At 36.5% G+C, this 21,662-nt stretch carries 15 protein-coding genes; 8 read left to right on the forward strand and 7 right to left on the reverse strand.

Translation table 11 applies throughout. From position 1 onward, the window contains the following. The first annotated feature begins 261 nt into the window (after positions 1 to 261). Positions 262 to 2,685, forward strand: coding sequence for a hypothetical protein (locus tag HZI73_RS02015; RefSeq protein ID WP_212696598.1), 2,424 nt, complete (start codon positions 262 to 264; stop codon positions 2,683 to 2,685). Positions 2,686 to 2,812: 127 nt separating this feature from the next. Here HZI73_RS02015 and HZI73_RS02020 read toward each other — a convergent pair whose 3' ends face one another. From HZI73_RS02020 to HZI73_RS02040, 5 genes are all read right to left on the reverse strand, one after another. Further along, positions 2,813 to 3,178 (reverse strand): hypothetical protein, encoded by a 366-nt coding sequence (locus HZI73_RS02020; RefSeq protein WP_212696599.1) that lies wholly within the window; start codon positions 3,176 to 3,178, stop codon positions 2,813 to 2,815. 423 nt (positions 3,179 to 3,601) lie between these two features. Further along, positions 3,602 to 4,411 (reverse strand): creatininase family protein, encoded by an 810-nt coding sequence (locus HZI73_RS02025; protein WP_212696600.1) that lies wholly within the window; start codon positions 4,409 to 4,411, stop codon positions 3,602 to 3,604. A 414-nt stretch (positions 4,412 to 4,825) separates the two neighbouring features. Continuing rightward, positions 4,826 to 6,640: an NADH-dependent [FeFe] hydrogenase, group A6 gene (locus HZI73_RS02030; RefSeq protein WP_212696601.1), complete on the reverse strand. Its 1,815-nt coding sequence runs from the start codon at positions 6,638 to 6,640 to the stop codon at positions 4,826 to 4,828. A gap of 25 nt (positions 6,641 to 6,665) precedes the next feature. Then, positions 6,666 to 8,459 (reverse strand): NADH-quinone oxidoreductase subunit NuoF, encoded by a 1,794-nt coding sequence (locus tag HZI73_RS02035; RefSeq protein WP_334300227.1) that lies wholly within the window; start codon positions 8,457 to 8,459, stop codon positions 6,666 to 6,668. A 118-nt stretch (positions 8,460 to 8,577) separates the two neighbouring features. After that, positions 8,578 to 9,066 (reverse strand): NADH-quinone oxidoreductase subunit NuoE family protein, encoded by a 489-nt coding sequence (locus HZI73_RS02040; RefSeq protein ID WP_212696603.1) that lies wholly within the window; start codon positions 9,064 to 9,066, stop codon positions 8,578 to 8,580. A 559-nt stretch (positions 9,067 to 9,625) separates the two neighbouring features. On the opposite strand from HZI73_RS02040, the gene trmB reads away from it, so the two are divergent. The 4 genes from trmB (at position 9,626) to HZI73_RS02060 (ending at position 11,883) form a co-directional block, all read left to right on the forward strand. After that, a complete protein-coding gene (trmB, locus tag HZI73_RS02045) occupies positions 9,626 to 10,261 on the forward strand; it encodes a tRNA (guanosine(46)-N7)-methyltransferase TrmB (protein ID WP_212696604.1) in 636 nt (211 codons plus the stop codon). 74 nt (positions 10,262 to 10,335) lie between these two features. Then, positions 10,336 to 10,908, forward strand: coding sequence for a hypothetical protein (locus HZI73_RS02050; protein ID WP_212696605.1), 573 nt, complete (start codon positions 10,336 to 10,338; stop codon positions 10,906 to 10,908). Between the two features lie 84 nt (positions 10,909 to 10,992). Continuing rightward, the gene (locus tag HZI73_RS02055; RefSeq protein ID WP_212696606.1) at positions 10,993 to 11,643 is read left to right on the forward strand and encodes a hypothetical protein; all 651 of its coding nucleotides are present in this window, start codon (positions 10,993 to 10,995) and stop codon (positions 11,641 to 11,643) included. A 90-nt stretch (positions 11,644 to 11,733) separates the two neighbouring features. After that, positions 11,734 to 11,883: a hypothetical protein gene (locus HZI73_RS02060; RefSeq protein ID WP_212696607.1), complete on the forward strand. Its 150-nt coding sequence runs from the start codon at positions 11,734 to 11,736 to the stop codon at positions 11,881 to 11,883. 174 nt (positions 11,884 to 12,057) lie between these two features. On the opposite strand, the gene HZI73_RS02065 is transcribed toward HZI73_RS02060, so the two are convergent. Beyond that, positions 12,058 to 13,056 carry a CPBP family intramembrane glutamic endopeptidase gene (locus HZI73_RS02065; RefSeq protein ID WP_212696608.1) on the reverse strand — a complete coding sequence of 333 codons (999 nt, stop codon included), beginning with the start codon at positions 13,054 to 13,056 and terminating at the stop codon, positions 12,058 to 12,060. Positions 13,057 to 13,483: 427 nt separating this feature from the next. Here HZI73_RS02065 and trxA point away from each other — a divergent pair, with 427 nt between their 5' ends. Next, a complete protein-coding gene (gene trxA, locus HZI73_RS02070) occupies positions 13,484 to 13,804 on the forward strand; it encodes a thioredoxin (protein ID WP_330619680.1) in 321 nt (106 codons plus the stop codon). Positions 13,805 to 13,997: 193 nt separating this feature from the next. On the opposite strand, the gene HZI73_RS02075 is transcribed toward trxA, so the two are convergent. Next, on the reverse strand, positions 13,998 to 15,206 hold the full coding sequence (locus tag HZI73_RS02075) for an AI-2E family transporter (RefSeq protein WP_212696609.1): 1,209 nt from the start codon (positions 15,204 to 15,206) through the stop codon (positions 13,998 to 14,000). A 623-nt stretch (positions 15,207 to 15,829) separates the two neighbouring features. Here HZI73_RS02075 and HZI73_RS02080 point away from each other — a divergent pair. Beyond that, a complete protein-coding gene (locus HZI73_RS02080; RefSeq protein ID WP_212696610.1) occupies positions 15,830 to 18,049 on the forward strand; it encodes a methyl-accepting chemotaxis protein in 2,220 nt (739 codons plus the stop codon). Between the two features lie 367 nt (positions 18,050 to 18,416). Continuing rightward, positions 18,417 to 21,662 carry an efflux RND transporter permease subunit gene (locus HZI73_RS02085; protein WP_212696611.1) on the forward strand — a complete coding sequence of 1,082 codons (3,246 nt, stop codon included), beginning with the start codon at positions 18,417 to 18,419 and terminating at the stop codon, positions 21,660 to 21,662.

Genomic DNA, 21,662 nt, shown 5'->3' on the forward strand with positions numbered 1-21,662 from the left:
GTTGTCCTTCATATGGTGAACAACAATCTCTCATCTGTGTTGATTACTTCATACGTTTATTGACTAATGGATTTATATAAAGGGTTCTAGTGTGTTACCCATCACTCGTTTATGGAGTAAGTTGAGCAAATATAGTCGTAAACGCTTTAATTTAATGGAAACTTAATGATTATATTATCTATTTACCAGATATATGTGATAAAATATGTGTATAGATAAGTTGCATTTTTTTACCATTTGTAATGAGGAGTGTGTAAGTAGATGAAAAAAATAAGTAAGGTAATGGTGTTGAGTGTTTTGCTGATAGCGGCCATACAATATAATGGATTCAAGTTAAAAGCTGGGCATACCCAAGAAGAACCTAGTCCTTGGGCTAAGCCATATATTGACATGGCAAAAAAAATAGACTTAATCGCTGCTGAAGAAGACTTACAATATCAAAAAGCCATCACAAGACAATCATTCTATACCTATGTCGTAAGTACCTATGAAAAGCTAACCCATGAAACCATTGAAACAACATCTAAGTTACCTTTTATGGATACGGATGATGAAAGTATACATAAAGCTTATACCATGGGCATCATCCAAAGTAAATCCATTTCCCTTTTTAAGCCAGATGATCCAATGTCCTACGAAGAAATAGCGGTTGTCATCATAAGGACCATGGAACGGTTAGAGACAGCATTAGATAGACAGATTGTCATTGATAGAGAGGTTGACCTCAGTCATATGGAAGGATTGGAAGATATTCATGAAGGATCATTAGAAGCCGTTGAGCTTGCAGTTGGGAATGATCTCATGACAGATAATGTAGAGGATGTGACCACACTAACGGCTTCTGTCACTGTGGAAGAAGCGATTGTATACCTTACAAAAATGGCCACAATCGTAGAGAATTCTAGACATGCTTTTTTTCTAGAAAAAGGCAATTATATTGTTAATGGTGATTGGTGGTATTTTGATAATAAGAAGCAATTTGTTCAACATAAAACATTAACCAATGTAGCGGAAGGCTTTCTTTGTTATGCTTTAAAAAAAGATGGTACATTGTATATCAATAAACATCAACAACATTTAGAGGATAAGATGCAACCACGTTATAAAAGGGTTGAGGATGGGTTAATCAAGATATCCACATGGGAACCCTATCAACTAAAGTGTATCACAGGTATGTATATGGATAACTATGGTGATTTTATTGTTATACAATTAGATGGAAGTGTCTGGATATGTGATGACAGCTCCAATCAATATGTACCGATGGCGTTTCCAGAACCCATTCAAGATGTTACAGGAGATGGTGACGTATTCATTGCCCTTGGCAAGTTAGGCAGCATATATTTTCATGGAGCATCTTATAGAGAGAAGGAAAGTATACCTAAGATGATAAAGATTTCATGTCATAAGGATTTCTATCGAGCATTAGATGAAGAAGGATTTATCTGGGAATGGGAAAAAACATACAATCATGATCTTAGTTCATGGCAGATGAGCAAAGCTGTAAAAAAAATGGATTTAACAGAATCAGAGTTAGACTATTATTGTCAATACACTAATTTTGACTTAAAAGCATTTAAGGAAGACCATCAAATAGTAGCCATTGATAATAGGCAGTATCTGGGTTGTTTTGTATTAGATGATAAAGGTGATGTTTATTTTAATAACAATGCTGATCAACGCTATGAACAACTTCGTGTATCAATAAAACAGTATAAAAATCAAACCATTCTTGACACAGAAGGGTCTGTCTGGTACTACCTTAGATGGCCCAGAGCAGGAGGCTATCAATTATATAACCCAATTCCTATACCTGGTATGAATAAAGGTGTTCTGATTGATGATAGGATTTGCCTGCAAAGTGATGGTGTTATCTGGAGCTTTGAAGTACATTCAGCCAGAAAAACCAAAGTGATAGAACACATCGTTGGTTATCTCCCTGATGGTTTAAAAGCTTCAGATGTGACTAAAATTCTCAAATATGATATCTATATACTTATTCTAGATAATCAAGGACGTTGCTGGTTTCTTTATACCTATGAGAAAGTGCTGGCACTTAGTTTGAAAGACATACCAGTAGCCAAACTGCTATTTGAAAATATGAAAGACATAGGCTATGGATTTGCTTTAGATCATAACGGAAACCTCCATTGGTTTGATATAAAAGATGAGAATATCCACCTTCATTTCATCATGGACAATATAAAGCAGTTGATTTCTGGAGAGTATGATAATATAGTACAGGATATCAATGACGATATTTACTACATAGGAGGATTAGATGATTATACATCAGGTCGTCACAAAATCTATACTGAACTACTGTATAAAATAGATCAAGTGCCAAACATAAAAAAAATATGGCATGGAAGGATATTTCCAACGGCAATTGCAATGGATCAAGAAAATAAGATCTATAGTATTAATATAAATCCTAGCTATGATGAAGAAAATTATACCATTACCCATAAGACTACTATCAACCCTTTGATGATTCACGATGTCAAAGATATCTCTTTCTCATGGAGTGATATCATCATCCATAAAAATGATGGTAGGTCAAAAGCTTGGTTTGTGTATGAAGATGCCTACAAAATGTTTTTCTGGCAAAATCAAACCATCGAACTTGAGGTACCCTTTAGGAAAGTGAAAACGGGTGATAGAGGTAGTGAGGAAATGGGTTAGCGTGTTATTGATATGAATCAAAAAGATGGTTTGTTAATATAATCTAGGATAACGCCCACTGTTTACAATTAATACAATAAATAGCCCTTTTTATAAAAAGGGCTATAAAAAGCATTACTATGTACTATCATGGACCAATATCAATAGGATAAGGATCAACGGTTACTTCTGGTTGAGGCTCATCAGGACTAAAACGAACGCCTAAATTACTAAAGTATACTTTTTCCGTCCTATAAAAACAGGAAGTACATATATTATATCTATATTTTTGGAGATCGTATACTCTATCTGCATGTGGAAGTTCTATGCTAGGTGGGAAATAGTCATTGCCTATAGCATACCCCTTAAATTCAACGTCATAGGTTACAACCACTTGTTTGTATGTTCCACTACAACCACACTCAGGACATTCTCTAGGTAAAGCTAACGATGTCATTGACATACTGAATATAAGTGTTAGCGTTAAGATGATACGAAAAAACTTTTTATTCACTTTCATAACCTCCTTTCTAGTATTAGTGTAGCATGTATCAAATAAAAAGAATGTAGAAAACTAGTACGATTATTATAAATATAATCGCATTAAATTACAATATGTGAGAATGTTATTACAATTAAATGACAAAAACATGACATGCGAACATATGACAAGGGGACGTTTCGTTTGTCATGTTTTGTATGACGTATTACTTTTGAAGGCATAGAGTTTCTTGTATATTAGGAAATATTACCAACCTCTTTGGCTATCTAAATAAGTAACCAAAGAGGTTTTTCTTTGCTTAAGGAAATCTGTTCAATACAGTTTGACAAGATTGATATTGTTGTACCTAGAGACCGTAAAGTTTACAAACCCAATGTTGTACCAAAGAGAATTAGGACTAACAACATCTCCTTTTGTATATTGAGAACAGTTTATTTATAAACAATCAATGATTGTCTCAGATATTCTATAAGCTATATCTTGTAAATTACTCAATACATTAACATTTTCAAAATCTGCTGGAGCACCTAAATATCCTTCGGGTGAAAGTTCTTTTGTATGACCGCCATATAACCATGTCATAATTTTATCATCTCCGAGCTCTACTGGGGGTAATGATTTAGCTTTTTTAACATCCGTTAAATGTGGATAAAACTTATACATTGTGGCTGTTTCAATGTCCCCACCATGAACATCTGGATATTTTGATGAGCTTACATTTATAGTTGTAGGTTTTATCGAGCATATATATGGTTCATCACCATTAAGTCCATAGTGGTGCATAATATCTTGTGCAAAAGCATAACGAGCATTTATTCTAAGTTTTTCCGTTACTTCTTTAAAAGCTTCAATCAATGCGACACTATGATTTATATCACCATGGGCATTTATCCCATAAACATGTTTGAATCCAAATTCAGCCAGTGAAGCCATTATGTCAAAAAGTAATGCCTTTACAGTTTCTTTCCGTGCTTTGAAAGAACCTATAAAGCTCCCAGTTGACTGGCATATGCCCCAATAAAACGGTGGAGCAATAACAACTTCAAATCCTCTCTCTTTGAGTTTTTGCTTAATAAAGGTACATTGAATGTGTGCAATGTATATATCCGTTCCTAAACATAAGTGTGGACCATGTTCTTCAATAACACCTAACGGTAACAAAACAATTGCATTTTTATCCACATAATTTTGAATATCTGTCCATTTCATATTAGCCATCGTATCTTTAAAAATTCCATCAGACATATTCTGTTTCCTCCCATAATACAAAGTTATCTTTAGTTTTAAATGTTATGTAATATGATGATTGTTATATAATACTAATAATGTAATTATACCATATCTTTTTTAAATATTTATTTGAATTCAGTTAGTAGCTTAAGAGGATAATATGCTCTATAATTAGTCCTCTGTTATAAACTTACTTTCATATGAAGTAGACTTGTGTCTACTGTAATGACTCAAGTCCAATCTATATTTTGTTACGTCTTTTTATTCTAGATACTACAATAGTTAGGTGCTATAGATAACTAGTTAATTACTAAACTTTAAAAATTAATGCACTTAAAAAATATTAACTTAATTAGTTATATACTACATAATGGAAAGCGTCAAACTTAAAGTTCTGACACTTTCCATTTATTTAATATATAACTTCCTTTATGACTTATCCCCTTCCCGCAAATAAGGAAAGCGCCCTCGCTTCACATAACTCGTATGCAAATACTTCTTAGCCGTTTCGGATAAAGGTTTACCAAGAAATTCATCATAGATTTCCTGCATGACAGGGTTTTCATATGATTTACGTATCTTACTGCCTTTATCAATGTTATAGAGTGCATCCGCTCGATTATGCCGATAATCTAAGGAGATTCTTTTTTGATCCTTACCCCCTAAAATGGGTTGACCACCGCCACCAACACAACCACCAGGACATGCCATAACCTCCATATAATCAAAGGTTTTTTCGCCGTTTAGGTGCCTTGTGAGGGCTTTTTTAGCATTGCCCGCACCATGGGCAATGGCAATGGTCAGGGTTCGATCACCAAAGGCTACGTTTCCGTATTTCAAACCTTTTTGCCCACGGGCGTCTTCGTAATCAGGTACACCCATTTCATCGCCTGTCATGAAATAATAAGCTGTACGAACAGCCGCTTCTAACACGCCGCCTGTTGCACCAAATATGGTACCGGCACTACTGAATTGATCAAAAGGTTTATCATATTTGCTGTCTTCTAAATCATCAAAATCAATACCCACAGAGCGAATCATACGAGACAGTTCTCTGGTGGTTAAAACATAATCTACATTTCGAAAACCATCTGAGGTCATTTCTGGACGGGCTGCTTCATATTTTTTGGCTGTACAAGGCATGATGGCTACATTAACAATGGTTGATGGGTCAATACCATACTTTTGTGCATACCATGTTTTTGTCATGGCACCACACATTTCATGAGGTGATTTACACGTGGATAGGTTGGGGAGTAAATCAGGATAAAAATGCTCTGCAAATTTCACCCAAGCCGGACAGCAAGAGGATAATAAGGGTAAGCGTTCAGGATGTTCTGTAACCCGCTCCTTTAACTCACTGGCTTCTTCCATGATGGTGAGGTCAGCGGTGACATCCGTTGCAAAGACTTTGTTAAAGCCAAGGCGCCTAAGAGCAGTTACCAGTTTACCCCTTACAAATGTACCGACTGGCATGTTAAAATCTTCTCCAATGGTGACTTGAATAGAAGGAGCAGTTTGAGCAATAACATGTTTGGTAGGGTCATTGAGAACCTTCCAGACGTCACGAATACATTCCTTTTCAGATAGGGATGCTGTAGGACAAGCAATAACACATTGACCACAGGTGATACAGGATACTTCACTTAAATCTTTTTTAAACGCAGGAGCAATGACCGTCTCTAAACCACGCCAGAGGGGCGAATAGACATCACACTCTTGAATTTTATTGCATATGGCCATACAGCGTCTACAGTTAATGCACTTATTATAATCTCTTGTGATGAAGACATTATCACTAAAATAGCCATAATCCTGCATCTCGCCTGTATAAGGAATGTTACGAACACCTAACTGATCGGCTACATTTTGTAATTCACAGTTAAGATTACGGATACATGTTAAGCACTCTCTGTGATGATTGGATAGCAGTAAAGTAACAGCGGCTTTTCTGGCATCACGGACTTTTTTTGTATTGGTTTTTATTTTTAGACCGTCTCGAACAGGGTACACACATGAGGGTTGAAGGGCTCGAATGCCTTGAATTTCCACCACACATACCCGACATGTCCCTATTTCGTTAATATCTTTTAGGTAACATAAGCTGGGAATCTCAATATGAACTAGTCTTGCTGCTTCTAGTACACTCATACCCATGGGTACGTCATAGGGAATATCATCAAAATAGACCGTAACGTGTTGATCTTTTAAGGCTTGTTCTTCTTTTTCTCGTATGTTTTCCATAGATTGACCTCCTTTCTTACCATACTTACCGTTTATAAATGGCATCTACGGGACACTTTGGAATACAGGCACCACATTTAATACATATATCTTGATGGATGTGGTAAGGGGGCTTTTTCCTTTCTCCTGTAATGGCATCCACTGGGCAGACCTTTGCACAGATACCACATGCAATACATGTATCATCGTTAATCACCACTTGAAGAAGTGCGTTACATACACCAGATGGACAACGTCTTTCTTTAATGTGGGCTTTATATTCATGTAAGAAGTAGTTCATGGAACTTAATATGGGATTAGGTGCTGTTTGCCCAAGACCGCATAAGGAACCGTTTTGAACATTGACACAGAGTTCTTCTAAAATATCAAGGTCTTCCATGTCACCTTTTCCTTCTGTGATTTTTTCTAATATTTCTAACAGCCTTTTAGTACCAATACGGCAAGGAACACATTTTCCACAAGATTCATCTGTAGCAAATTCCAGATAGAACCGCGCAATATCCACCATACAATCGGTTTCATCCATGATAATCATACCGCCAGAACCCATCATAGAGCCAATATCTGTTAAGGATTTATAATCGATCTTGGTATCCAGATGCTTTTCAGGAATACAGCCCCCTGAAGGACCACCAGTTTGTACAGCTTTGAATGTCTTATCACCAGGAATACCGCCGCCAATGTCATAGACAATGGTTCTTAGGGTTGTCCCCATAGGGACTTCAATAAGCCCAGTGTTATTAATCTGACCAGCTAGAGCAAAGACCTTCGTTCCTTTACTGTCTTCGGTGCCAATGCTGTTGTACCAATCAGCTCCTTTGAGAAGGATGGCCGGTACATTGGCGTAGGTTTCTACGTTATTATTAAGGGTTGGTTTCTCCCACAGACCCACTTCAGCAGGGAAAGGAGGTCTTGGTCTTGGCTCGCCACGTAGTCCCATGACAGAAGATATAAGAGCTGTTTCTTCACCACAGACAAAAGCACCTGCCCCCAGTCGGATATCCAAATTAAAATGAAAGCCTGTACCTAAGATATTCTGTCCCAATAAGCCGCACTTTTTAGCTTGGTCTAGGGCAATTTCTAATCGTTCAACAGCGATGGGGTATTCTGCTCGTACATAGATAAACCCTTGGTCAGCACCAATACAATAACCAGCTACCAGCATAGCTTCAATCACACTATGAGGATCGCCTTCTAGAATAGAACGGTCCATAAAAGCACCAGGGTCACCTTCGTCGGCGTTGCATACCACATATTTTTTCTTACCTTCATAGGATTTTGCGAAGTCCCACTTTTTACCTGTTGGGAAACCACCGCCTCCACGCCCTCTTAGGCCAGATGTTTTGATGGTGTCAATGACATCATCAGGAGGCGTTTTGTCATCTAAGATGGTTCCAACAGCTTCATAACCCTTCAAGGCAATGTATTCATAGATGTTCTCAGGGTCTATAACACCACAATGACGTAATGCAATACGCTGTTGATGGTTAAAGAAATCCAGATCATCAATCTTTTGCTGCACCTCATCGGTTCGAGGGTTCTTGTATAATAACCTTTCCACAACACGATGATTTTCAATATGTTCTTCTAGAATATCATCCACGTCTGTAACGTCAACTTGACAATAGAAGGTTCGGTCAGGGTGAACCACAATGATGGGACCCAGTTTACAAAAGCCAAAACAACCGGTTTTAAATACTTTGACTTGGTCTTCAAGATGTCTTTTTTTTACCTCTTTTTGCAGCTTGTGAAGTATTTGCCCACTATTGGAAGCGGTGCAACCTGTTCCAGCACAAACGAGGATATGGAATTTATGAATTTCTTCATCGAGAGAAGTTTCACCTAGTCGAAGAACAAGCTTTTGATAGTGCTCTTCTTGGAGCTTGCTCAATTCAGCCATGGAGCGGATAGGTTCATATTGCATAGCTTCATCTCCTTTATGTGTTTTTCGTATATTTATGAATAATGGACGGGATATCCGATGGTGATAGCCGGCCATATACATCATCATTAATGGTGATAACAGGGGCTAGACCACACGCACCAATACACCGTGTTGCCTTAAGGGTAAACATTTTATTAGATGTGGTTTCACCTACATCAAGACCTAATTCTTCTTTAATGGCTTCAAGAATGTCGTTTGAACCTTTTACATAACAAGCCGTACCTAGGCAAACGCCAATGGTATATTTACCTGTTGGTTCTTGAGAAAATAGGGAATAAAAACTGACCACCCCATTAATGGTTGAGATTGGAATGGATAATTTTTCAGCAATGTAGGATTGAACGGTCATGGGCAGGTAACCAAATATATCTTGAGCTTTTTGCAAAATATGAATGAGGGTACCCTGTTCATCTTTGTATGTTTCTATGACTTGATCCAGAGCCTTATAATCATCCAGTTGATTGTTGGTTTGGGTTTTCATTAGACACCTCCATGAATGACAACATATTTTCTTTCGCATGCCATCTTAATGTTAGGCTATACCAATCCTTACCTTTTTATACGGCTAAAAGTTCATATGTTCTTGCTTGTTTGGTGAATATTTAAGGGATTATTGATTGATAAATAATAGACAAGTTTTACAGAGGTTAATAGTAATATTTGGCATATATGTATTTTCATGACATTTATTTGTAACATTGCATGCTTTATAATTAAAAGTGCGAGTACCTAAAAAGGCTTATTTTATGGGCTTAGTGGTTGCAAAATAAGATAATAAATAGTTGGCTAATGTTCCAAAACTTTACATCTAATAGTAATATTAAATTCATAATTTAGACATATTTGTATGTTACGATAATAACGTAGAAACTACCCCCCTTTTATTTATATATAAAAGCTTTTAGCCTATCCCGCATGGATAGGTTTTTTTTGTGTGTTGACATTTAAAGATTCATAAATCATAATATAGAATGATACAATGACATGTTAAGTAGAATGGAAGCAGTATCCTATAAATAGATTGAAGTAAGGAGTATATCATGAGATTAAGGTGTATCCCTGGTGCAACAGAGAAATTAGAGAATCATCCTAAGATTATTCAGGATGAAAAGTGTCTAAAAGGTAAGTGGCACACACAGTTTAGCAATAACCATCCTATCCATATTGAGATTGGTATGGGTAAAGGGCAGTTTATAAGTACCTTAGCCAAGCAGAATCCCCATGTGAATTACATAGGATTTGAGAAATTTACCAATGTTTTAGTAAGAGCCCTTGGTAATCTGGATGATGAAGCCATGGAGAACCTATACGCTATACGCATGGATGTGGAAGAAATTCTGGATGTTTTTGAAGAAGGAGAGATTGAGCGTATCTACCTTAATTTTTCAGACCCATGGCCCAAGGACCGACATGATAAAAGGCGATTAACCCATCATGGTTTCTTAGAACGTTATGAAAAGGTATTAACATCAGGTGGAAAGATATGTTTCAAGACAGATAATCAGCTACTTTTTGATTATTCACTGGAAGAGATGGAAAAACATCATTGGAAGGTGGAAAAAGTAACAAGGGATTTACATAACAGCCCCTATTTAGAAGGTAATGTGATGACAGAATACGAAGAAAAGTTTGTAGGATTGGGTATGCCTATTTATCGATTAGAGGCTTTTAAATAACATTAAAATCGTTTATACTAAAACTATAATGACAAGCATACGGCATAGGCCATGGACTTGTTACATGAGGAGTGATGATGATGAAGCACCCTGTGACAGTTAGAAAAGATGAGAAATTAGGTAGAACGTTTATTGATTATTATAAAAACAAAGATAAAGAAAATTTTCGATTTCAAGCCTTGGACCATTTATTAGGAAAAAAGTCGTTTTTTATGGTCATTAATACCAACTTCTGTTGTACAGTTGATAATAGTGTGCCGAGAGATAATATTAAGGTCATTGAACGCTATGTAAAAGATGCAGGATACCAACATACGGTCATGCCCATAGAAAATACCAATCGTAAATCCATCTTTGGTATATTCACCAAGAAAGAGCAGAACAATCCTTCTTATAAAATAGGATTTATTATACCGGAAGGTCATTTCAATCGGGATATCTTTGATCGTATTTTTGGTATCTATGATGTGGAAATGGGTATAGGCTTCGTGAAAGATGAAGAAGAAACCTTTGAAGATTTCAGAAAAGGTTATTTTGACTCTTTCTTTGATAAAGAATATTTTACTTATGGGCTGTTTAATGCCATTAATTTCCATAAGATTGTAACGGATCTGGAGGTGGATGGGGCTTATATGACAAGTATATAACAAACACATGAAGGAGGGAGCAGTCGCTAAGAAAGGATTGCTCCTTTTATGTATGTTCTGGATATTACACACATACCTTTAAGTATGAAAGGAGTGTTGGATTTGTCCGAGCATAAAGAGCAAGAACTAGAATGTGAACATGCAGATAATCCTGAGATTTACATTATAGCTAAAGTGATTGAAAAAAAAGATGACGCCAGTTGGTTACTGAAAACCGTTGATAAAGAAAGACAGTATCTCATTCGTATTGATGATGAAGCTGTGTTTGAAGAAGGTATATCAACAGCATTAGCAGATGGGAATGTTGTGATGATGCATGCTGTTGAACATGAGGAAAATCATGAAGTCTACACAGCTACAAAAGTCATAGCGAATGAACAGGATCGTAGCATTAAAATCGATGAAAGAGAAACCATTAGCGGTTACTTGGGCATTTTTCCCGATGGTTTATTGGATATGGAAGAACATAACATCACCATTGCTAAAAATAAGACGGTAGCTATAACTTTAAAACAGGATAAGGGGCAGCGATGGGTATATGACAGGGTAAAAGATCATCTGCGTCTTCTAAGCTATCACGAGGAAGATGAAGAAGGCTATAAGAGGCAGCACTGGGGATTTGCTGTTGAACATGAAGGGGAATGTACGGTTCATTTTACGAAGGTGAATGAACAGGACGATCAAATGGACGAGATTATTTTCCATATTACAGCTATGGATGACAGCTTAACATGAGGTTGTTCACACATTAGCATTGTGGTACCTCCATGAATATACTATATTAAAACGAAAATCAAATAGGTATATTTGATACGATAGGGTGAGATGATGCGATTTTTTGAGAAGTTAAAATACCGATATTTACAGGAAAGTTATGGACGTCGGAATAAAAAAACCCAAAAACAAGCTTTTACACGGTCATTGGATGAAATGGAAAGTTACTTAGAACAATTATTAACCAAGAGTAAAAAATAAAAACACGTTAAACATATTATAGGTTAAGTTTTTCTGAGACCTAGCCATGGCATAACAAATCCATGGAAGTAAGTGTCTCGATGTGACTGTTTTTAGCCCACTTAACCTATAATATGTTATGGAACGGATACATATAAATGTATTGAATATGAAGCCACTTATTTTTATCATGTGCTAAGCAGCAGGAAGTAATAAGGGTAATAGTTCATTTAGGAAAAAGATAATCAGAAAGAGAATGATAGAACCTATCACATAACCATCAAATACTTTTCTTTTTGGCCCTTCTAATGTATCTTGGTCTACATGTTTCTTAGTAAACAGATGCTGCTTTTTATTATGTGTGATGGCAATTTTATAAAATAAATACACCAAAGGCAAGGAAAATAAGGTCATCACTAAATAAAGAGGTAGTGCAGATAACACGGAAACTTCTGAGGTCTGAGCAGTAACAAAAGCATCGGATTCCACAAAGCTTGAAAAAATATTCTGTAACACCGTTAATAGTTTTGCTAAGACCATGTTCGTACCGTTGACAATAAAGTGGACAATCATACCGGCATAGACAGAACCTGTAATCTTAACAAGGAGAAAGAGCATAATACCCATGGCAAATGCATAGGTAAATTGATTGGCATTCTGATGCAGCAACCCAAAAAATAAACCATTCATCAGTGCAGCTTTTACAAGTGGCACATGTTCATAATTCGTGAGTAAAATACCACGCAAAAGAAACTCCTCATTAATGGCTGGCAATACAGCTACCAATGTAAGCAATAGCCATAAGGGCTGTTGTAACAAAGGTTCAATGGTACCAGCAATTTGATTTTCAAAGAAAATCTGTGACAATAAGTTAATAAGCCCTAAAAAGGGTTGAATAAAAATACCAATACCAATGGCAAGTAACACATTAATGGTATCCATCTTATGAAGCAGCAGGGTGTTTTTCACATTAGCTCTTGTAAACACAAAGTATAAGATGATGGGTAAACTAATCAGCACAACTTGGGAGAATAGAATACTCTGTACAGTTGTTAAAGTTCTTTCTTGTATACTCAATATAATTCCCATTACATTGACAATAATCACACTAAATAATATTAAAAGAAATACAAAGCGATTGCCACGCTTAGCAGAGTTCATCGTATATTTCATCCTTTCTATCCAATTCTTCATCTTGATATAGCATATGTCATTACATCCTAATATAGCATAATGCTTTTCTCATTGCAATAATGGAGCCGAAGTGGTATATTTAAATGGTTAACAGTTATCTGTAGAATTTCCATAATAATGGATATAAACGCTAAGGGCTGCATATGTTGAAGAAAGAGAAGATATTCATGGTTGTTTGTTTACCCATTGTTTAGGATTAATTTTACAATTCTGTGTTTAAAAAGTGGTATATGAGATATACTATGAAGGTATTATCATGTACAAAGGGAATAGGTTACATTTTAACCAATGCCCATGTGTGTTAAGTCTAATAAAAAAATTTTTTAAAAAAGTGACAAAAAGTGTTGACATATATTACTATATTGTAATATAATAATATTAAGATGATAGTAATATAAAACATATAACAAATAATAAGGAGGTTTTAATGATGTCATTAGCATTCACAGATAATAATTTTGAAGCGGAAGTATTAAATTCAGATGTACCAGTATTGGTTGATTTTTACGCTGATTGGTGTGGACCATGCAAGATGATGGCCCCTGTAATAGATGAATTAGCAGTGAAATATGAAGGTAAAGCAAAGATTGGAAAGCTTAATGTTGATCAGAATGGGGAAACAGCTCAGAAATATCGTGTGATGAGCATACCAACCATGTTACTTATAAAAAATGGTAAGGTTGTCGACACCGTTGTTGGTGCTGTACCTAAGCAGCAACTTGAATCCAAAATTGAATCTGCTATGTAAGCACAATAGTATAGCTTAAAAAGCTTCTATCCTATTAAACGGTTAGAAGCTTTTTTTATGTTATAGGCGTTTATAATGTAACAAATGAGATAGGAGCATTAAGAATTGTGCTAAGGAAACTTTCCTAACAGACAAATCTCTTTGCCAATGAGGCGCAGCCTCCTTTGTTATCTCTTTTATAGCATAATAAGTATTATGGTAAGTTGGCTGATTCATCCAATAATTCTTGCTGGCGTTTATCCTCCATACGCTTCTTATATTTACTCTCAATATGTCGATCAATGATATTTTTAATGACTGCGAAGAATGGAACACCAAGAAACATACCAAAGATACCGAAGAATTTTCCTCCAATGAGAATGGAGAAGATAACCCAAAAGGGGCTAAGGCCCGTTGAATCACCAAGAATCTTAGGACCTAAAATATTGCCGTCAAATTGTTGAAGTCCTAATATAATAAGTGCAAACCATAAGGCTTGGATAGGGGATTGTATAAACACAAGGACGATACCGAAAAAACCGCCGATAAAAGGTCCAAAGTATGGGATCATATTCGTTACCCCTACAAATACACTAATCAGTAAAGGGTTCGGAATACGAGCAATGGCTGTAATTACAAAACACAAAGCACCTATAATAAGGGAGTCTATGAGCTTGCCTACAAAAAAACTCGAGAAGATACGGTGACTGTCTTTTAAGATAAACAGTATGTTGGAAGATGTTTTTTCATGAAATAGAGCGATAATGCCTTTTTCAAAACCAGCAATGGATTTTTCTTTGCTGACCAACAAGTATATCGCGATAATAAAGCCAAGAATAACATTGAAGATACCAAAGGTGAAGTTTTTGGTCATATCAAATACAGAGTTCATAATACTAGGAACAAATTCTCTTACAGAATCAATGGTTGTTGGAATATATTCTGTAATGGTAGCTTCCAGTTTATCAGGATCAATAAAATCAAATTGAGAGGATTTATCCTCAATAAATGCCGTAAGGGTATTCACTATGTCTGTTGTCAAATCAGGTAAACCATTAACCAAATCAGCAATACTTTTAGCCAGTTCTGGTATAACAAAAGCAAGGATCATAATGATAAAGCCTAGAACAGTTATGTAAGTTAACAAGATGGCCAGTGAACGTTTAATTTTTGGGTGCTTGATTTGAAATTTTCTAATACGCATTTTGGTGACACATTTCTCATACCAAACTACCAAGGGATCAATAAAATAGGCAATTAAGAAGCCCAGTATGAACGGGGAAAGGGTTTGGAGTAAGGTTCTTAGAAATTTTTTCGTTTCTTCCCAGTTACCTATAAATTTATAAAAAATAAGACCAGCAAATATAACCAAAAGAGCATATACACTGATGGTTGTATATTGCTTATTCCAACGGATTTTCATGCTATGTTGTCCTCCTTCATCGCGAATTACAAGTATTGAAAATAGGGATAACCATCCCATATTAGCTTCTATCATCATAACAAATTTTATGAATCAGAAGTGGATTATAACCCAAAATTAATATAAAATTAATATTTTCTTCAGAAAATGAGTATCCACAAAGGGTTAAACGATTAACATCCTACTTGTAAATTATAGCAATTCATATTATAATAATTATTACCAAATAAATACAAAATATGCAATTTTATACACGTCTTAAAGTATATAATTTAGTAAGAAAAATCATACGTGTGTTATGTTTCTGGTTTTACAATAATTGGGTATCTTCAGGGGGAGATTATCGCTTATTTGTATGTTTGTATTTTTTATGGTTATTTCATAATTCAGGGATATGAAATCGGTCATGGTATAGGAAGTAGAATACAGTAGTCCTAGCTTTATTGCATATCCCAACTGGTCTGAATTAGGAGATAGTGGAAAATGGTAACCTTACGGGTTATTAGGTTAGCATGTATAGTATGCATTGGGAACACCACACTAAGTTATGAAATGGTAAAATATCATTTTGTATTATTTAGTGAACGACTAATTAAGTGACACGTTATCAAGGAGGGTATAACATGCAGCGTAAACACAAGGATAAGACAGCAAAAGGTAAGAAAAAAATGCGACTAAGCCAATTTAAGAACAGTTTAATGGTAAAAATGATTCTATCCAATTCACTTCTCATTATCTTAGTAGCCATACTACTAACGGGTATAAGTACTTATCAAAGTAGAGATGCCATAACCGTTGAAATTGAAAAACAATTACACTACCAATTAGAAAGCGTTAGTCGGTCCATATTAACGGAACAAGAAAATATTACAAAAGAGATTACCTTAATGAGTCATATGAATAACATACGAAAAGGTGTTTTATTAGAAAATGATTATACGGTAAAACAGTTTTTACAAGAATACATAGAACAACAAAACCACTTGGAAAATGCGTATATTCTGGATGCCAATGGGAAGGTTATGTATGATGTGCTTAATAGTAAAGGAAAAGATTTATCCGATCAGGACTATTTTCAAGCCAGTTTAAAAGGTGATGTATACATGAGTCAAGTGAAGGAATCTCCTTTTACAGGTAATAAAGTACAAGTGGTAAGTAGTCCCATAAAAGACCGAAATAATCAAGTAATAGGCGTTCTTGCAGCTTGTAATAAGTTTGAGGTCTATAAAAAGATGTTGGATCAGGTAGAGCTATTAGATGGTAGCACGGCCTATTTATTAAATAAAGAAGGTATCATTCTATACCATACGAATACTTCCTATGTGGGTCAACATGTTACAGCGTTTAATATCCCTGAATTAAATGATCATGTAGAAGCCATGGCAAATGGAAAAACAGATAAGCTTATCTATAATTTTGAGGGTATAACAAAACTCAATATGTATATGCCTATAGGTGACATGTCCCTATCCATTAATGCCAGTCAGCATGTTTATTTAGCACCTGTTAAGGACATGCAGAACAATCTTTTCTTGTATGCTTCGATCTTTACCCTAATCGGATTATTGGCTGGTGGGTATAATAGCGTGCGAATGGTAAGAAAGATTACCCGTATGAAAAAGGCAATTCGTACGGCAGCAGCAGGTGATTTAACCGTCACTTTAGATGAAGGAAAAATGAAAAAATGCTGGGAAGTCAAAAAATGTAATAAGGCAGACTGTCCAGCTTATCAAAGTGATAATCTAAAATGTTGGGATATGCCAGATACTTTATGTGATGGTGAAATGCAGGAAGGCATTATATCTAAGATTGACAAGTGTACCAAGTGCAATGTCTATGAAATGTCTGAGGGTGACGAGCTTCAACAGATTAGCCGAAGCATTAATACCATGGTTTCCAGCCTTAAAGAAATGCTGACGAACATTAAAAAGGTTTCTTTAGATCTATCAGCGTCCAGCCAGGAGTTATCCACTGCATCGGAAGAAAGCAGTGTTGCAGCTGAAGAAATTGCAAAAAATATGTCAGCCATGACAGATGGGGTAGAAACCCAAGTGACCAATGTATCGGAAACCAATCAACTTGTAGAACAGATGGACCAGAAGCTAAGTCAGTCCAGTTCAGCTACTCAGCAGATGGCTGAGAAAGCCTATAATGTTCAAGAAACATCCATTAGAGAACAAAAAGTGATCACCAATACCATTGATCATATGCATAGCATCAAGTTAAGTTCAGAACAAACAGTGAAGGTAATGGAAGCCCTTAACACACAATCCGATGAAATCGGTAGCATTAATGAAGTCATTACACAATTAGCAGAACAAACCAACCTCTTAGCCTTGAATGCTGCCATAGAAGCTGCAAGGGCAGGTGAACAAGGGAAAGGTTTTGCAGTTGTAGCAGAAGAGATTAGAAAGCTAGCTTTCCAATCTGGGGAATCTGCTCAAGGTATACAAAAGTTAATCATGGAAATACAGAGCGAGATTGCTACAGCTAACCGACTCATTCTTGAAGAAAACGAGAAAGTGGATAAAGGTATACAATCTGTAAAAGAATCAGAGCAGGCCTTTAATACCATTAACGAAAATATTGAAGAAGTGGGTCAGTACATACAAGATGTTGTGACGCTCATAGAAGAAACAAAGGGTTCCAGTACCAAGGTATCCCAAGCTGTTGGCAATATTGTAGAAGTTGTTACAGAATCAGCAGCAGGTGCAGAGCAAGTAACAGCGACAACAGAAGAGCAAACATCAACATCCGAAGAAATCGCTAAATCAGCGGATCAGTTAGCCCATATGGCCGATGCGTTGTTGGAGAATATCTCCAGTTTCAAAGTTAATGATTAATAAATAATGATAAAGGCTATCATGTCAAAAAAACTTTCATGGTATAGAAAATGGAAGAAGTTATCCTATTTTTAAAACCATGAATGGATAGATTGTTTTGATGTGATGGCCTTTTTACGTATGCTAGTATGTTTCTATCTATTTTAATCAAGATAATGGTATAACATCCCTAAAAAATAGGGATGCTGAAAAGTATAGCATTAAAAATGAACAAATTATAAACAATTTATAAAACTTTTCTAAAATAAGTATCTTCTGCTTTTTTTCTATTGACAAATAAGATAAAAGAAATTATGATAAATAATAGCTCCGACCGAACGTTCGGTCGGTGTGTGAAACCTAAACAAGACGCAAGAAAGGAGCAAACATGCTATCAAAATTTAGTGTAAAAAAACCCGTTACTATTGTGATGATTGTACTTATATTTGTGATATTTGGAGCAGTATCCTCTTCAAAATTAACCATGGATTTATTTCCAGATATGAATATACCTTATGCAGCAGTATCCACCACCTATATTGGAGCTAGCCCTGCAGAAGTAGAAGGTATGGTGACTGGGACAGTTGAAAGTGCTCTTGCAACGGTACAGAATGTTAAGAACATACAGTCCATTTCATCAGAACATCATTCCCTTGTCATTGTTGAATTTGTGGAATCCGCCAACATGGATGCTGCCATGATGGATATGCGGGAGAAGCTTGACCAGATACAGAGCTTCTTACCAGAATCCGTTACGTCACCTATGATTATTAAGTTTAATCCCAACATGATGCCTATTATGGGATTTTCCGTTACACAAGAAGGCAGTAACATGAGTGAAATCACCGATTTCGCAGAAGAAACCCTTAAACCAAAGCTTGAAAGAATAGAAGGTGTTGCCTCTGTAACCATTACTGGTGGCAGCGAGAAGCAAATTGAGATTACCCTAGACTCTGAGAAAATTAGCGGTTTTGGCTTAGAACCTGATATGGTAGCCAATCTTATAAAAGCTTCTAATTTAGATATGCCCATCGGAAGTATAACAGATAAGGATAAGGATTATACCATCCGTACAACAGCCAAAATTGATAGTATTGAGGCATTAGAAGATTTTATTCTCATGGAAATACCTGTACCGATGCCAGGTGCAAACTTTCAAATGCCAGGAGCAGACAGTGAGAATACAGGTGAAGGCACAACGAACCAAAATCCTTTAGCGAATACAACCAATCAAAACCCACAGGCTGGTGAAAATCCTGCTGCAACGACGGATAATCCGAACCCAGCAGCAACAGATGGTCAAACCCCTACTCCAGGTGCTGTTTCCATGATGACCATAAAATTAAAGGATATTGCTACTGTCAATGAAGTGGAAGCAAATGCCAATACCTATACAAAAGTAAACGGCCAAGACAGTATATCCATTATGATTCAAAGACAGTCTGAATACAATACAACAGATGTTGCCGATAAAGTAAATGCAGCCATTGATGATATTAAAGAAGATTATGAGGGCATTAACATCATTACGACCCTTGATCAATCAAAATATATAAAAGACATGGTATCTTCTGTGAGTTTAAATGCCCTTATTGGCGCACTCCTTGCCATTGTCATCCTATTTATCTTCTTGAAAGATGTTCGTCCAACAGTGATTATCGGTGTAGCTATTCCAATTAGTATTATAGTAGCCTTTACGTTTATTTGGCTAAGCGGCATAAGCCTTAATGTGGTATCATTAGGTGGATTAGCCCTAGGGATTGGTATGCTGGTGGATAATGCGGTGGTTGTTCTAGAAAACATCTATCGTATTCGAAAAGAAGGTAAAAGCAGAATTGAAGCTGCCATTATAGGGAGTAAGCAGGTTGCAGGTGCAGTAACAGCTTCCACCCTTACAACCATTGCTGTTTTTCTACCTGTTATCTTTGTTCAAGGTATGACAGCTCAATTATTTAAGGAATTAGCCATAACGGTTGCCTTAACATTGGTTGCCAGTTTATTAGTTGCCTTAACATTAGTGCCCATGATGTCATCACGTTTAATTAAGCGTCCAGACACAAGCACCCATCATAAACTGATGGATTCATTCAACCGTTTTTATGTCCGTGTGTTAAAAGGAGCTTTGCGTCATCGTTTTGTGGTACTTGTACTAACCATTATTCTATTTTTCGCCAGTATATTTGGTGCCATGACCATTGGAACAGAGCTTATTCCAGCATCGGATGAAGGTCAAATTGAAATTACCGCATCTAAAAAAGGAGCCACATTCCAAGTAACCGTAGATATGGTAAAAGAAATTGAAGCTATTTTAGAAGACTATGAAGAAATAGAAACCGTCAGTGCTTCTGTTGGTGGCGGCAATGGTTTTGCCAGTATGATGGGCGGCGGTGGCGCTGGCTCAGGAAGAATAAACCTGGTTCTTGTACCAAAAGATGAACGGGATAAAACCACAAAAGAAATGACAGACGACTTAAGAGAACGTATTTCAGATAAAATAGATGCTGACCTTGAAGTAACCGCTGTATCCTCTAACCGAATGGCATTTGGTACCGTACCGGTGCAAGTGGATATAACAGGTGAAGACTTTGAGGAGTTAGAACGCTTAGCTCTTGAAGTGGAAGAAGCCGTTAAGAGTATAGAAGGAACCGTAGAGGTTGATAACGGTATAGAAAAGGGTTCCCCTGAAATTCGCATTACAACGGAGAATGCCATCACAGGACCTCTTGGTGTAACGGTAGGTCAGATTGCAGGAACCATTCGAGAAAGATTACAAGATACAAAGGTCACAACCCTTGAACTGGATGGGCAGCAAATGGATGTCTATATCAATGAATCATCCAATACGGAACTTACTGTGGATGCGCTGAATGCATTAACATTCCCTTCTATGAAAGGTCAAGAAGTGGTACTATCAGACATTGCAGATATTGAAGAAACAGCTGGATATTCCACCATTAATAGGAACAATCAAAAACGTATCATCAGTGTTACTGCTCAATTAGAAGAAGGTAAAAGCAGTGGTAAAGTAGGCGACATACTGGAAGAAAAATTAAAGGATATTAAGGTGCCAGATGGTTACAGAATTGACCTATCTGGAGAGAATAAAGAAATTCAAGACTCCTTCAGAAGTTTGTTTTTAGCGTTACTACTAGGTGTGGTTCTGGTTTATATGATCATGGCATCTCAGTTTGAGTCGTTCTTATATCCATTTGTCATTATGTTTAGTGTGCCATTAGCCTTTACAGGTGCCTTTGCAGCGTTATTCATTACTGGCACACCCCTGAGTATTGTAGGATTCTTAGGTATGATTGTATTAACAGGTATTGTTGTTAATAATGGCATTGTTCTGGTAGACTATATGAATAAGCTGATAGTTGCTGGAAAATCCCTAAAAGATGCGATCATAGAAGCAGGAAGTGTTCGATTACGTCCAATCCTTATGACAGCCCTGACAACCATCTTGGCGCTGGTACCATTAGCACTTGTTCCGGGGGATGGGGCAGAGATGATTGCACCACTTGGTGTTACCGTCATCGGTGGATTACTCATGTCAACGTTCCTAACACTGGTTATTGTGCCGGTTATTTACTCACTATTCTATGGTTTAAAGAATCGATTAAAGCGTAGTAATTAG

The sequence above is a fragment of the Vallitalea pronyensis genome (assembly GCF_018141445.1).
Classification (GTDB): Bacteria; Bacillota; Clostridia; order Lachnospirales; family Vallitaleaceae; genus Vallitalea; species Vallitalea pronyensis.

Bases quoted from the DNA above. Each gene is read 5' to 3' on its own strand.
- HZI73_RS02015 (WP_212696598.1), top strand. From the start codon at position 262: ATGAAAAAAATAAGTAAGGTAATGGTGTTGAGTGTTTTGCTGATAGCG.
- HZI73_RS02025 (WP_212696600.1), bottom strand. From the start codon at position 4,411: ATGTCTGATGGAATTTTTAAAGATACGATGGCTAATATGAAATGGACA.
- HZI73_RS02030 (WP_212696601.1), bottom strand. From the start codon at position 6,640: ATGGAAAACATACGAGAAAAAGAAGAACAAGCCTTAAAAGATCAACAC.
- HZI73_RS02040 (WP_212696603.1), bottom strand. From the start codon at position 9,066: ATGAAAACCCAAACCAACAATCAACTGGATGATTATAAGGCTCTGGAT.
- trmB (WP_212696604.1), top strand. From the start codon at position 9,626: ATGAGATTAAGGTGTATCCCTGGTGCAACAGAGAAATTAGAGAATCAT.
- HZI73_RS02050 (WP_212696605.1), top strand. From the start codon at position 10,336: ATGATGATGAAGCACCCTGTGACAGTTAGAAAAGATGAGAAATTAGGT.
- HZI73_RS02055 (WP_212696606.1), top strand. From the start codon at position 10,993: ATGAAAGGAGTGTTGGATTTGTCCGAGCATAAAGAGCAAGAACTAGAA.
- HZI73_RS02060 (WP_212696607.1), top strand. From the start codon at position 11,734: ATGATGCGATTTTTTGAGAAGTTAAAATACCGATATTTACAGGAAAGT.
- HZI73_RS02065 (WP_212696608.1), bottom strand. From the start codon at position 13,056: ATGAAGAATTGGATAGAAAGGATGAAATATACGATGAACTCTGCTAAG.
- trxA (WP_330619680.1), top strand. From the start codon at position 13,484: ATGATGTCATTAGCATTCACAGATAATAATTTTGAAGCGGAAGTATTA.
- HZI73_RS02075 (WP_212696609.1), bottom strand. From the start codon at position 15,206: ATGAAAATCCGTTGGAATAAGCAATATACAACCATCAGTGTATATGCT.
- HZI73_RS02080 (WP_212696610.1), top strand. From the start codon at position 15,830: ATGCAGCGTAAACACAAGGATAAGACAGCAAAAGGTAAGAAAAAAATG.
- HZI73_RS02085 (WP_212696611.1), top strand. From the start codon at position 18,417: ATGCTATCAAAATTTAGTGTAAAAAAACCCGTTACTATTGTGATGATT.